This window comes from Streptomyces sp. NPDC057271, assembly GCF_042668715.1.
Lineage (GTDB): Bacteria > Actinomycetota > Actinomycetes > Streptomycetales > Streptomycetaceae > Streptomyces.
Genome location: NZ_JBHUYJ010000151.1, coordinates 1 through 13,467, shown reverse-complemented (window position 1 = coordinate 13,467; position 13,467 = coordinate 1). Strand labels below are relative to the sequence as shown.

Annotated in this window: 10 protein-coding genes and 3 pseudogenes; 5 read left to right on the top strand and 8 right to left on the bottom strand. The window is 69.3% G+C overall.

The features are described 5' to 3' along the window. The coding region (locus ACFUJR_RS36665) for a hypothetical protein (RefSeq protein ID WP_383177945.1) at window positions 1–193 on the bottom strand (193 nt) is incomplete at its 3' end. Between the two features lie 48 nt (window positions 194–241). Between ACFUJR_RS36665 and ACFUJR_RS36660 the strand changes: the two genes are divergently transcribed. Further along, window positions 242–1,069 (top strand): hypothetical protein, encoded by an 828-nt coding sequence (locus ACFUJR_RS36660; RefSeq protein ID WP_383177943.1) that lies wholly within the window; start codon window positions 242–244, stop codon window positions 1,067–1,069. A gap of 355 nt (window positions 1,070–1,424) precedes the next feature. Here the strand turns inward: ACFUJR_RS36660 and ACFUJR_RS36655 are convergent, their stop codons facing one another. The 7 genes and pseudogenes from ACFUJR_RS36655 to ACFUJR_RS36625 all read right to left on the bottom strand — a co-directional run. Beyond that, window positions 1,425–4,388, bottom strand: coding sequence for a phosphotransferase (locus tag ACFUJR_RS36655; RefSeq protein WP_383177940.1), 2,964 nt, complete (start codon window positions 4,386–4,388; stop codon window positions 1,425–1,427). 119 nt (window positions 4,389–4,507) lie between these two features. Then, window positions 4,508–5,269: a hypothetical protein gene (locus ACFUJR_RS36650; protein ID WP_383177937.1), complete on the bottom strand. Its 762-nt coding sequence runs from the start codon at window positions 5,267–5,269 to the stop codon at window positions 4,508–4,510. A gap of 238 nt (window positions 5,270–5,507) precedes the next feature. Next, a pseudogene (locus tag ACFUJR_RS36645) lies at window positions 5,508–5,777 on the bottom strand (PIN domain-containing protein); the annotation flags it as partial. A gap of 189 nt (window positions 5,778–5,966) precedes the next feature. After that, entirely contained in the window at window positions 5,967–6,389 is a 423-nt protein-coding gene (locus ACFUJR_RS36640) for a PIN domain nuclease (RefSeq protein WP_383177934.1), read from the bottom strand. Beyond that, on the bottom strand, window positions 6,386–6,601 hold the full coding sequence (locus tag ACFUJR_RS36635) for a type II toxin-antitoxin system VapB family antitoxin (protein ID WP_028797722.1): 216 nt from the start codon (window positions 6,599–6,601) through the stop codon (window positions 6,386–6,388). The genes ACFUJR_RS36640 and ACFUJR_RS36635 overlap by 4 nt, the downstream gene beginning before the upstream one ends. Window positions 6,602–6,666: 65 nt before the next feature. Continuing rightward, on the bottom strand, window positions 6,667–9,096 hold the full coding sequence (locus ACFUJR_RS36630; protein WP_383177931.1) for a helicase C-terminal domain-containing protein: 2,430 nt from the start codon (window positions 9,094–9,096) through the stop codon (window positions 6,667–6,669). 277 nt (window positions 9,097–9,373) lie between these two features. Further along, a pseudogene (locus ACFUJR_RS36625) lies at window positions 9,374–9,769 on the bottom strand (transposase); the annotation flags it as partial. 530 nt (window positions 9,770–10,299) lie between these two features. On the opposite strand from ACFUJR_RS36625, the gene ACFUJR_RS36620 reads away from it, so the two are divergent. From ACFUJR_RS36620 to ACFUJR_RS36605, 4 genes and pseudogenes are all read left to right on the top strand, one after another. Further along, a complete protein-coding gene (locus ACFUJR_RS36620; protein ID WP_383177928.1) occupies window positions 10,300–11,406 on the top strand; it encodes an endonuclease NucS domain-containing protein in 1,107 nt (368 codons plus the stop codon). A gap of 160 nt (window positions 11,407–11,566) precedes the next feature. Further along, on the top strand, window positions 11,567–11,983 hold the full coding sequence (locus tag ACFUJR_RS36615) for a prevent-host-death protein (RefSeq protein ID WP_383177925.1): 417 nt from the start codon (window positions 11,567–11,569) through the stop codon (window positions 11,981–11,983). A gap of 62 nt (window positions 11,984–12,045) precedes the next feature. Further along, window positions 12,046–12,405, top strand: coding sequence for a cytotoxic translational repressor of toxin-antitoxin stability system (locus tag ACFUJR_RS36610; RefSeq protein WP_383177922.1), 360 nt, complete (start codon window positions 12,046–12,048; stop codon window positions 12,403–12,405). A 232-nt stretch (window positions 12,406–12,637) separates the two neighbouring features. Then, window positions 12,638–13,384: pseudogene (locus ACFUJR_RS36605) on the top strand (IS982 family transposase); the annotation flags it as partial. Between the last annotated feature and the right edge of the window lie 83 nt (window positions 13,385–13,467).

Sequence of the window (13,467 nt, the reverse complement as noted above, 5' to 3'; positions counted from 1 at the left end):
AACGGAGTTCTCCGGGCGGGCAGTCGGCGATGAAACAGGAAGTCTCACGGCGCGAGCCGTAGGAATCCCCTCCCTTCAGGGAGGGGAGCGTCAACTCCTTGAACTCCTCGGCATCGAAGTCACCCGAACCCGCTGGCCACAGGCCTGAATCGGCGACCTTCGAGGCACCGGGCCAGACGCCACGCATCGTCATACGGCTGAACCGTCCCCTGCGGTCCCAAGCTCGCCTAACGTGCCCCGCGTGACCTCAACAGAGACGTCCTCGCTTGTACTGCACGGCAGGCGCCGTGCCTCCGCCCGGCTGCGGGACGGCGTGGTGCTGCTGGAGGCGGACGGCGTGCGGCGCCGGATACCGGCGGCGGCGATAGAACGGGTCGACGTTCACGGCCCCAAGGGCCGACGGCTGACCGTCGTACTGACGGGCGACGCGCCCGTGGCGTACCACCTCAGGTGCCGCAGTGTCCCCGCCGTGCAGGAATTCGCGCACGCCGTCCGCCGTGCACTGCCCGTACGGGACGCCGACGAGCCGCGGCCGGACGGGGCGGGGCTGGTGACCGAGGAGCCGCTGGAGCGGGCGGCACCGAACCGGGTCCGTCTTCTCGGGTGGAGCCTTGGGGGCGGGTATGCGCTGGTGCTCGTCCTGCTGCTGGTGAAGGGCGCCGGGGTGGTCCCGGGGGTCCTCTGGGCCGTGGCCCCCGGCCCGATCGCCGCCGGAGGGCTGGGCGTGTACGGCGGATGGCAACTGTTCCGGGAAGCCTGGGTGCTGCGTACCCGGGGGATCACCGTGGAGGGACGGCTGCAGCGGTCCCACTGGTACAACGGCGTCGAGCAGTACACCTACGCGTACGTCGACAGCCACGGCGTACGGCGCGAGCGCACGGGCTCGGACGGAGGTGCCGAGCGGGCGGAGATCACGTACGACCCCGCGGACCCCGAGACCACCAAGGTCGGTCGCCGTACGACGGGACAGCTCGTGTTCGGCGCGGTGCTCATCCTGCTGCTGGGCGGCCCCATCCTGCTGGCCGGTGTCGCGTTCGTGGTGGTGGGGGTGGTGGCGCTGGTCATCTGATCGTGTGCCGGGAGCCCGGAGAGAACGCCCTCTGGGCCCTCTCGGTTGTGAGGCGGCAGCCGGAGCGTCTGAATCAACGACCTGCGAGTACGGGTCTGGCGCGCGTACGCGCGAGAGCCCCGTGGGCCCCCTCGGATCCACGGGGCTCTGGGCGAGGGCATCGCGTTCGTCGCGTTCGCCCCCCCTCGGCCGACGTCCCGGACGTCCCGGACGTCAAGGCCGTCCAGGACTGGCCACGGTGCGACGAAGGGCCCGGCGAGGGACGGGCGGAGGACGGGAGATTCGACCGAACCGCAACCCCGGCACCTCCGCGCGAGCTCAAGGCATCTGGGACTGGAGCTCAAGGCATCTGGGACTAGCTGCCGGAGGTCGCGCCTCCGGCACGCTCCACCAGCACATCGGCGACATCCGCCGCCAGCAGGAAGGGCAGGTGCCGGTTCACCTGGTCCTCGTGGTCGCGGTAGCGGGCGAACGGCAGCAGGGACGCCAGCAGGGCCCACTGGTACTCGGCCTCGCCGAACGGCCAGTTCTTCTGCTCGCAGCCCTTGAGGATGGTGCGCAGCTTTGCGACGCAGAGCAGTACTCGCCGCACGTCCGGGTCCGCGTCCCCCGGGATGTCCGGCTCCCACATGTCCGTGCCGCGCAGCGACTCGACGAACCAGGAGCGCACCTGGAGGAGTTGCTCATGGCTCCAGGAGAACGTCCGTGACCACAGAGCGGATTCGAGGCGGGCGAAGTCCTTGCAGATGTGCCCCTGGTGGGTGGTCTCGAAGTCGATGACGTAGAGATCGGGACGCCGGCCGTCCCCGCTGGCCAGGACGTTCTCGCCGTGCAGGTCGCCGTGGCAGATGCAGGTCAGGTAGGAGGCGGTCGTGACGCCGTACTGCCGGTCGTACAGGAGCCGCTCGAAGAGGGCGTCGGTCCCGGCGTCCCGCTTGCCGATCTCCGCCATGTGGGCGACCAGCCACAGCGGGTTCGTGACGGACTCGTAGCCGGGGTCGGCGGCGAACGGGCTGGAGCCGAGTGCGGAGTTCTCCAGCAGATGCCCCAGCCTGCGGTGCCGCCAGGGCAGTCCGCCGTCGATGCCGAAGATGTCGGCGACCTCGGGCAGCCGGAAGTGTTCCAGCTCGGACTCCGCGTTCTTGCCAGGCGCGTAGCTGGTCAGCTCGAAAGCGACCGGACGTAAAGCCGGATACTCCCCCCGCAGGTCGCCGATGGTCCGCTGGGCCTGGCTCAGCCACGGGCCGAGCGCGTCCATGAAGACTTCCTCGATCACCGGCTGAAGCGCGTCCGGGTTCGCGGTGCGCACCCAGTCCCGCAGTGTCTTCGGTTCGTCGCGGTGCCGGAAGACGTAGGAGGTGAAGATGCCCTGGTAGAGATCGCCATTGCTGCTGTTGGCGATGGTGGTGCTGCCCACGACACACTTGCTCGCCCGGTACACCGGCCGCAGATACGCCTCCGCGAACCGGTCGAAGTTCTCCTTCTCCCTGCGCACCTTGGCCACTTCGTCGATCTTCAGCACACCGACCGGGCCGAAGCTGTCGAGGGCGAGGAAGGTCGGCACGGGCCGTCCGGCGAACAGCGCGCCCTGGACCATGGTCCCCTGCGGTCCCGGGGCCAGCTCAGCGGCGATGCCCTGGAGCAGTCGGTTGGAGACCTGTACGGTCGCGTCCTGGTCGCCCATGGACAGCAGGTCGGTGGTCGTGGCGGCACCGGACTCCCAGGGGTTCCTGGCGACCCGCACCATCCGGATCGTGGCCAGCATGTCCCGGCCCGCCTTGCGCCAGAAGGCGAGCGCCTCCTGCCGCTCCTCCGGGGTCCCGATGTCGCCGTAGTAGCCCGTGGAGGAGTACAGCAGGTCGAGCAGGCGGTCCAGCCGGTCGGCCTTCCAGCCGGACAGCTTGAGCAGGGTGAGTGCGACGCTGCTGCGGTGCCGGTTCTCCTCGGTCCAGCGGTTGAGGACCCGGACCGCCCAGAACTCGGCGTAGATGTGCCGGTCGGCGAATCTGGGGTCCTGGATCAGCTCGTTGAAGCGCAGCTCCTTGGGGGCGGTCGGGTCGGGGCCGCCCACGAGGAGATGGATGCCGATGGCGTGCCGCAGCCAGCCGTAGACGTACGGCACGCGGTTCAGCTCGGGGTCGCGCAGCTCGCCGAGTGCCAGCAGCACCGCCGTCTCGGTGACGTCCAGCAGCTGTTCGCGCTTGGCCTCGTGGTACCGGTAGGAGATCTGGATGAGCTGGAGATAGCCGAGGATGTCGGCGAGGGTCTGGTAGCCGCTGGAGTGCCAGTGGCCTTCCACGGCGTAGTTCCAGAGCGCGCTGGCCAGCCAGTGCCGACGCAGCGCCCGGACGTCGACCACCGTGTCGCCCTTGGCGTACGACAGCATCTCCGAACGGCAGGTGCTGCGTGCGTCCTTGGCCCGCTGGTGCAGTGCCTGTGCGTCGTCGCCGGGCACGGAGACCAGGGCGAGGAGGCCGGGCAGCTCCTGCAGGTCCTCGTCGAGGACCGGGAGGAGCGACTCGGAGGGGATGGCGGCGTGCTTGCCGAACAGTTCGGTGATGCGCGCTCCCAGCCCCGCCACCAGCTGCCGGACCGTGTCCTCGTCGGGCTCGCCGGACCGCCAGTCGCCAAGGAGCGTGTCCCAGTCCCGGGTCGGGTTCATCTGCGGGGGTAACCGGGAGGCCGCGACGCCGACGGTGGCCGTCCCGCCCCCGGCGGCCACCGAGACCGCGACGCCGCCCCCGGCGTCCGCCGCCACGGTGGCAGCGGTGCCCTCGGATGCCGGGGCCTGCGCGACCGCTGCCGCGGCAGCGGAGACCGCCACGGCGGGGCCGCCTCCGGGGTCCGCGGCCGGGGCCTGCTGCGGCAGTCGGCCGGCGGGGGTCGGACCGGATCCCGCTCCGGGGATCGGACCGGATCCCGCTCCGGGGCCCGGCGCGGATCCCGTACCCACCGCCGGGGCGGGCACCGCACCGAGCTGTTCCAGCCGCTCCCGGCAGTGCTCGATCGTCGGCGTGTACCTGCCGTCGTCGTTCCGCTCGGACTCCAGGAGGAGGACGGCGAGTTCCAGTAACTCGCGTGCCCGCGCGACATCCGTCTGCATGTAGTGCTCGGCGACGGTCGACGCGCCGTTCGCGATGCGGTACCCGGGAACGTACGGGTATCCGCTCGCGAGTTGCTCTCGCGTCCTGAGCAGACCCTCGCGCGCCTTACGCAGACGCATCTCCCGCGACGGCACCGCCTGGATCGCGTCGTCCAGCGCCCTCTCCAGTATGTCCGCCGAGTGCTGGAGAATTTCCGTGGTCACACCGCCGGTCACGGGCCCCCCTCAAGTGCTTTGCAGACGCGGCGTGCTGATACCGCGCCCGTGCTGGTCGCCATATCCCAGCAGAGCCGCGAAGCCGCCGCCATCGGTTTGGACAAAGACCCCCCGGAGGGTCAGCTCGCGGGGTGGAGGTCTTCGCGGTAGCGCCGGTCGCCGACCAGAAAGGCGGACTGCGGCAGCACCACATGGGCTCCGGCCCGGCCGAGCGCTATCTCTTTACGGGTGGCGCAGATGACCCCCGCTTCCGTTTGCTCGTTCGCGAGAGCTACCAGTGCGGAACGCAGTTCCTCGGCCTCGGGCCGGTCCGTCAGGAGGTCGTACACCTCCAGGAACCGAAGCTGTCGGTACGTCTCCCCCGCCACGCCCATGGGGCCGTCGATGACGCGCCTGACGGGCTGGAAGGCCACGGCCCTGGCGAGGTCCGCCAGCTCCTCGTGCCCGACCTCGCCGAGTTCCTCGACGAGTTCACGCCGCAGGCACTCGGTCGCCGGCTCCAGGCCGTCGCCGCGGTGCAGCCAGCGCGCGAACGCGAGGACCCCGCTGCCGGAAAGGAAACCTCGCAGATCGAGCCGCATCACGGCGCGGCCGCGCTGTTCGGGTTCGAAGCCCAGCCGCTCCAGGGCGGAACGGGCCGTTTCACGGTATTTCACCACTCCACCCGGCGGACCGAAGGCGCCGGGGCGGGCAGGCGTGGCGAACAGGACGAACCGGTCCTCCTCCTGGACCCGCAACAGCACGGCCACCGACACCCGTGTCCGGCGCCTCGGTGTGAGAAGGGTCAGCAGCAGTCTCAGGTGCCGCCGGTTCTGCCAGAGGGTGCGGCCCACATAGGTGAGCAGGGCAAGAATGAGCCCGCCGACGATCTTCTCGACCACTGGGTCCCCTCCGCGTGGTGTTTGCGTGCCAATGTACCGACGCCGTGCACCGCTGAGTGAGTGAACGTCCGGACTGCGACTGGTCCGTGTCCTGGCCCGCCGGGACGGTCGGGCACGCATGCTCCCCAGCGCCCCGGGGTTTTGGAGGTTCCCTGTGTGAGTTCGGCAGGCCACCGTTCCACCGGGTTCCGGCGTCCGAGTCTGGAAGCGCGTACCGAGCAGCGAACGCCACTGCGTGGTCACAGTGCAGGAGGGTGAGTCCCTGCAACTCGGCGGTCGCGGCCACGACGAGATCCACTGCACCGGCGCTGCGGTGCCTGCCTCGTTTGCTGAGGGCCTCCTGGACCTGCCAGGCGCGGTCGTCGACGGGGACCCAGCCGAAGAGCAGCCGGACGTCCTCGATGCCGCGTGCCCGGTCGGCGGCCGATCGGGCGCCGTAGAAGAACTCCAGCTCCGTGATGGGGCAAGTGACGATCAGGCCGGCGGCAGCCGCCTGGTCCCAGGTCGCCGGGGCGGCCCGCAGGCGGGTGGTCAAGGTTGTCAGGTCCGGGTTGCCCCCAACACGCTTTCCGCATGTTCGTACGGGGGTCCGGCGCGGGCCGCACTTGTCCTGACCTGCGAAGGAGTCTGTGCATCGCCTCCCTCTGGACGGCCCCGGACGGAGGCGAATGCAACCAGGACTGCAACCACTGCTCGACTACTTACGCCTCTCCGGGCCATACCACTGGAGGGGCTGGCCCGTTACTGCGGCGATGCATTCGAAGTCGTGGTCGCAGTGCAGGAGGGTGAGTCCCTGCAGCTCGGCAGTCGCTGCGACAACGAGATCGACTGCGCCGGCGCTGCGGTGCTTGCCTTGCTTGGTGAGGGCCTCCTGGACCTGCCAGGCCCGGTCGTAAGCGCGGTCGTCGACGGGGACCCAGCCGAAGAGCAGCCGGACGTCCTCGATGCCGCGTGCCCGGTCGGCGGCCGATCGGGCGCTGTAGAAGAACTCCAGGTCCGTGATGGGGCACGTGGCGATCAGGCCGGCGGCCGATGCCTGGTCCCAGCCGTACTGCTCCGCGTCGCCCCGCATGAATCGGGCGAGGGCACTGGTGTCGATCAGGTAGAGCGCGGCGTTCACCGTCGGTAGTTCCGCTTGTCCTCGAAGAGCGTCAGATCGAACGCGCCTTCGTCGGCCGCGGCGCGCAGGCGGGTCAGGGCCAGCGCCCGCCGCCTGCTCTCCAGTACCTCGCGCAGGGCCGTGTTGACCGTCTCCTTCTTGGTACTGGTGCCCAGGGCTTTGGCTACGTCTGCCACCAGCTCGTCATCGAGGTCAATCACTGTCCGGCTCATGCGTACCTCCCGTATATCAACTATGGAAGGAAGTATATCTCTCATGGTTCATCGATGTCATGGATTCACGTGGGCATGACGCCGTGGATGCGGGAGAGGGTGAAGACGCGTTCGTCTTCTCGCAGGTGGCACCAGGCTTCGAGGTGGGGCGGGTCGAGTTCGAGGCGGCTGAGGGTGCGAACCGTGCGGTTGCCGGAGGCGGCGACGTACTCGACGGTGATGGCCTGACCTGCGTCGATGGCGTGGGCGAGCTGGCGGACATCGGTGTACGGCAGGCGCTTCGTCCACCCTGCGACGATCTCCTCGGTGTCCGTGGCGAAGGGCACTCCGCCCTCGAACGGTGCTGGTTCGGGAGCCGTGGCCGGGGCGGCCAGCAGCCGGGTCGCCAACGCGCTCGGGTCGAAGGCGGCGGATCTCTTCGCCATGCTCGGGGCAGCGGTCCGGCCGCCGCCCCTCGACCTGGAGCCGCGCGGAGCCGGAACGGCAGCGGCGGCCCGCCGAGGCCGGGTCTTCTCGATGCGTACCGTTCCCTCGTCGGTTTCGGCGACGGGGGCGTACCCCTCGGCCCGAAGAGCGGCGAGGGTCGCGTCGAGCGGGCTGCGGCTGATCAGCACCGTCGGGGCCAACTGGCGCAGCCCAAGCCCGGCGAGCTTGCGGTGGGCGGCGAGTTCGGCCAGGAGCGAGGGCTCGTCGCCGTGGAGGACGCAGGCGGCGGGGGCGATGCGCACGCGCCCGTGGCTTCGTGCGGTGTCGGTGATCAGGTACGACAGCGGCTGTGGCAGCGGCCCGGCGGCGACGGCGGCCAGGTCGGCCGTGATGTCCTCGGGGGTGCGGCCGGCGTCCAGGGCCCGGCGGACGCTGCCGGGGCTGAACCGCCACACCGATGCCGTGCCGTTGGTCTCCCGGTCGGCGACGGAGTCCAGGAGCGAGGCCAGCCGCGCGGACGGGGTGCCGGTGACGACGGCGGTGAGGTCGGCGCCGATCCGGGCCGTCGCGGCGGCCGAGGGCAGCAGCCGCCGGCACTCGACGCCCAGCCCCTCCGCGTCCCCGGTCCGCAGGTGGATGCCGAGGGCGGACAGGGCACCTCGCGCGAGTACGCCGAGGAGTTCGGCCTCGCGGATCATGGTGGCGAACGGCGTGCCGTCCTGGAGCGAGGAGTCGGCGAGCGGACGGTGCCAGGCGATCAGCGGCCCCAGATCCGCCGTGACCCGCACGCCGTGCCCCGCCGGGAGCCGCGCGGCTGCGGCCAGCAGCCCGTGGCGGGCCTCCACACAGCCGTTACAGGGCGGTGCGCCGCCGAGCGCAGGGAGCGCCTTGTCGTCCTCGTCGCGTGCCCGGGTGGGGGTGAGCGCCAGGTTCCACCATGCCTGGAGCAGTACGGCGAACTGCTCAGGGGGTTCCTGTTCCGCCCAGGCGTCGTAAGCCCTGGTGGGGGCCACGCGATCGCCGTCCCGGGCCATCAGGCCGGCGGCGTACGCGGTTTCCAGGGTGAGGCGTACGACGGCGTCGTCGGCCTGGGCCGCCTTGCCGATCCGGGCCAGTTCGCGCGCACCGATCCCGCCGGACTTCAGTCGGGCCGGCGCGGTCGTCGAGCAGGCCGACAGGACCGAGGCGGCGTGGGTGGCGAACGCCGCGGCTGCGGCCGACGCCTCGCGGTCCACATCCACCGGGGCGACGGGCGCCAATCCCACGGAAGGCGGAACGGGTTGGAACGGGGCGTGCCAGCCGGGCCCGCGCAGCGCGAGCGCCACCTCGGCGGGCATACGGGCCGGACCGTAGCGGTGACGGTCCTGGATCAGCAGTCCTCGGTCCAGTGCCCATCGAGCGCCCGGTTCGGGATCGGGGCCCGGACTCCCGAACATGATGAACCGTGCGGGCCTCGCGGGCTCAGCCCCCGTTCGGCCTTCCAGCAGCTTCCGGGCTGCCGCAGGGGCCTTGGCGACCGCGGAGAGGATGCGCTCCGGGTCGCTGTGGTGCTCCACGAGCGCGGCCAGCCGCTGCGATTTGGTGCCCGGCGGCTCGACGCCCAGTGCCGCCAGCATGCCGCGTAGCTCGTCGGAGGTCGTGCCTGTGAGCAGTTCCTCCAGCGGGGCATCCAGACCCAGGGGCGCGGCCCATGCGTGCCGCAACGCTCCGGCCATGCGGAGCTTCCCCGCGCCGTCAGGCCAGACCAGAGCATGATCGGCCAGAGCCTCCAGTGCGGCGTCCAGCTCGCGGGCGGCTTCACCGTCCGCCTTTTCCAGCAGCTCCGCCAGGGCATCGCGCGACGCGGGCGCGCCCAGTGCCGCCAGGGCTTCGGCCACCTGGAGGTGTGGCAGCGCGAGCCGCGGCAGGGCAAGCGCCACCGATCCCGGGCGCTGAAGACGGTCGGCCAGTTCCCCCACCGAGCGCGGCTCCGGAGTGGCCGCCGCGTCCCTCCGCGTCTCGAGCACGCGTGCCAGACGAGAGCCGTCGAGGCCGCCCAGCCAAGTCGCCGGCGTCGATCGGGACTTCATGCCGGAGCACCTCGCGAGATCAGGATCACGACCATGGTGGCGGGCGTACCCGCCACGGGTTTCAAGGATGGCCCATCTCCGCGATCCGCAGATGCCGTACGGGAGCGGACTCCCCCGTTGGTGGGCGCCGACTGCTCCGGTGCGGTGGGAGCGGTCTGCCCAGCCCCTCGAAGTATCTGAACTGAGTGCATCCAGCGCAACCCGAAGCGCAACCGGAGTACGACGAGAAGCCGAGCCGCAGATTGCGGCTCGGCTTCACGTTTCGCCTGTTCAGGCGCAAGGCCCGGCCCGCGGCGGAGGAATAGGCCAGGAACGTGCCGATCTGGCAGTTCTCCGTGCGCCCCGCCGTGCCGGAGTACTGCCGCTGGACTCCGGCTGACTTGACGCCCTTCTTCAGGAACCCGGTGTCGTCCCCGATCAGGACCGCGTCCTTCCTGCCGATCGTCTCGACGACGAAGTCGCGGACGTCGTCACGGACCGCGTGCTCGTCCCAGTCGGCGAAGTTCACCAGCCGCTGGAAACCGTCCGGCCGACGCTGGTCGGCCTGCTCGGCCAGCGTCCACCCGTTCTTCTTCTCCAGCGGCGCGAGCAACGTGGACAGGTAGTCGAGCGCTCGCTCACGCGGCTCCGACCTGCCAAAACGGCCCGCGAACCGGGCATGGAGACCGGCTATCCCGTTCGGACCAGTCCTCGATCTGCGCGACCGTCAGCGATCCATCACACAGTCAGCCAAACGACCGACGCGACGCTCCGTAACGCCACACGCCACATGCGGTTGCAGTATTAAGGGTGTCCTGGCGTGCATCGAAAGAAATGTCGTGAATGTCGCAAGTAAGTGAGGCTGAAACTGAGACCAGGGCATGCAGAAGGCCCCGGCCGGTTTCCCGGTCGGGGCCTTCAAGTGCCCGGTGAGGCACTGGCGGAGGATGCGAGATTCGAACTCGTGAGGGGTTGCCCCCAACACGCTTTCCAAGTGTTCGTACGGGGTCCGGGTGGGGTCGGGGGCGTCCTGACCTGCGGCGGAACGGTTAGCGGAGGGGCCTCCGGACGCGGCTGAACGCTGGTGAATGCAACCGGAACTGCAACCATGGCCCGCCCGACTGGCCGTTGCCGTCTCCCTTTCGTGTCCGCATTCAGGGCTTCGTTGTCTCAAGGATCTGCTTGACTCGTTCGGGTGTATCGGACTGTGTGGGGGAGCGCGTGATGCCGCTGGAGTTCGGGTTGTGGCGGGTGGACGACCGGCCGGTGCGGGTCGCTACGCGGACGATGCCCATGGAGTCGAGGCTGGAGGAGCTCATAGAGGCCGATCCGGAAATATTGGGGAGGCCGCTCCTGCTGATCGGTCGGCAGGAGCAGACGGACCACGGCAAGTACGTCGACTTGCTCGGCATGGACTCCGAAGGGGGCCTGCATGTTCTGGAGCTCAAACGGGACCGCACTCCGCGGGAGGTAGTTGCACAGGTTCTCGACTACGGCTCGTGGGTCCAGGAGCTCGCCAACGAGCAAGTGCGCGAGATCTACACGAGGTACGCCCGGAGCCGCGGGCTGGTGGAGGAGCTGGACGAGGCTTTCGCGCTGCGATTCGGCGGCAGCCCGCCGGAGGTGCTGAACAGCAGTCACACCCTCACAGTGGTCGCGAGTGAGATCGACGCGGCGACCGAGCGGATCGTCACCTACCTGGCGTCCGGCTACCGGGTGCCCGTCAACGTGCTGTTCTTCCGTTACTTCGAGGACGAGGGTCGCTCCTATCTGGCGCGCACCTGGCTGATGGACGAGGCCGAGGCGGTGGCGCCGGTGGCGGGAACGAACGGACGTGGGAAGCAGGAGCCATGGAACGGCACGGACTGGTACGTCTCCTTCGGTGATGAGCCCGGCGGGCGGAGCTGGGATGACGCGCTTCAGTACGGCTTCGTGTCGGCCGGCGGCGGGGACTGGTTCTCCCGAACGCTCCGTTCCCTGCCCTCAGGGGCGCGGATATTCACCCACATTCCCAAGGTGGGGTACGTGGGTGTGGGCACGGTCTCCGGCGAGCCCAAGCCCTTCCATGACGCCGTACTCACCGTTGCCGGCGAGAGTCGACGGATGGCCGACCTTTCACTCAAAGGAAGCTACCGACCGCACGGCGGTGCGGCAGAGGAGACTGACAGGGAGGATCGTCGCGAATGGGTCGTTCCGGTTGACTGGGAGCAGGCCGTGCCACGCGAGAAGGCGTTGTGGCGGACAGGCTTCTTCGCCAACCAGAACTCCGCCTGCAAACTCCGCGCCCACTTCACGATCGACGAGGTCTCCCGGCACTTCGGCATAGGTTGACGGCGATGTGAGCCGATGAGGTGCGTGAAACGGAGCGCGGCGAGGGGTTTGCTCCGACGCTGCTCATGGGTGTGAGCAGGGCAGGATAAGTACTCCATGTACTTGACGTACTTATCGCGTGGGAGCACTCTGGTCCTCTGGAGCCCCAACGGAGGTCGCCATGTCCGCAGTGCACTACGAGAACTACACCGAAGCGCGTACGCACCTGAAAGAGCTTCTCGACGCCGCGGGCGAGGGGCGGGTCGCGACCGTGCGTCGAGCGGCCGGGTGCGCTGCGGTCGTGGATGTTGAACGACTTCGCCGGTACCTGTCCTCGGTATGCCCATCCAAGGCTGAGGTCGTCGCGGAAGCGGGCGGGTGGGCGATCTTCATCCCAGGGCTCCCTGTCGCGGCCGATGCATCCAGCTTCGACGAGGCCGTGAACGAGATGGTCGACGCTCTGAGGGAGTATGCCGACGACTGGCAGGAGCGGCTGCGGTTGGCCCCCAATCACCAGGACAACTGGGGCCTGGTGCAGCTGATTGCCTTGAGCGACGACCGTCAGCTGGCTGACTGGCTGGTGGGGGCGCAGCGGTGAGTCGACCGCAGCCAGACCGTGAGCGGCATGACCGGTTCTGTGTCGTCGAGGGGTGGGAGCGAGTGCGGGACGCTCGTGGGCGTACAGGTACGCATCACGTCACCTACGAGCTGACCCTGCATGACGGACGCATCCTGCGGACCCGCATCTCACACCCGGTCGATCGCACGGTCTACGGTGCCGCGATGTGGAGCCACATCCTTCGCGATCAGTTGGATGTCACCGAAAATGAGTTCTGGGGCTGCGTGATCGACGGCAGGCTCCCCGATCGGGGAGCACCGCCCGCGCCGAAGGAATCACTGCCGGCGGATCTGGTCTATCTGCTGATCCACCGGGTCGGTCTCTCGGAGGCGGAGGTCTCCGAGCTGACCAAGGAGGATGCCGTGGCCCGTCTTCAGCGGTACTGGACAGACGGCGCGTGATGCGGCGAGCGGGGCCCACACCTGCCCCGCACAGACCGCCGCGTCGTCGGTGGAGTCGCGGGGCTTCGGGAGCGGCGTCGGCCCCCTGTGGCTCCCACGGGCTGGGGAGGCGCCGGGTACCTACGCCGGAGAGTCTGGGCGGGTGGCGTGCCACCCCGGAGACCAGCGTGCATCTAGACGAGTAAGTCCGAAGTTCTCGGGTGCATGAAACGAGGGTCTCGTTGGTTCGTTTGTGACGACAAACCTGGAGACCCTCGCAACAGCACTGTACGTGAGGATCGATGACTCTCTGGCAGGAACGCGGCGGACAGGCCGCCCACCGAGGCTGACGGATGCCGAGCTGCTGACGCTCGCCGTCATGCAGGCCGTGCTCGGCTTCGCTTCCGAGGCCAGGTGGCTGCGGTTCGCCCGCACCCACCTGGCCGCCGAGTTCCCCTACCTGCCCGAGCAGTCCGGCTACAACAAGCGACTACGAGCCGCGAACACCCTGATCAGCAGGTTCATCCGAACCCTGGCACGAGACACCGACCTGTGGCACGACGACGTCTGGATCGTCGACTCCACACCCGTCGAATGCGCCCGCTCACGCCCGACCGTCAAACGCTCCAACCTCGCCGGCTGGGCCGCATACGGCTACTGCCCCTCCCACTCCCGGTTCTTCTGGGGCCTACGCCTGCACCTGCTCTGCACACCCGGCGGCCTGCCCATCGCCTGGGCCCTGGCCAACCCCAAAACCGACGAACGCGAAGTCCTGGCCGACATGCTCACAGGAGACCAGGACCTGCTGGTCACGCACCCCGGCCAGACGATCATCGGCGACAAGGGCTACGTCTCCAAGCACCTGGACGCCTTCATGGCCGACCACGGACTGACCCTGCTGCGGCCCAGCTGCCGCAACCTCAAAGCGAGGCCGGGCGAGCATCTCCTCAAACCGGTCCGTCAGCTCATCGAGTCGGTCAACGACACCCTCAGTGGACGTTAAGTCCGATCTTCCCTGGTTCGTGGTCGCTCGATCGTGGTACTGATGGCTGCGCGGGCCATGTAATGGGCATGTCCATGTTG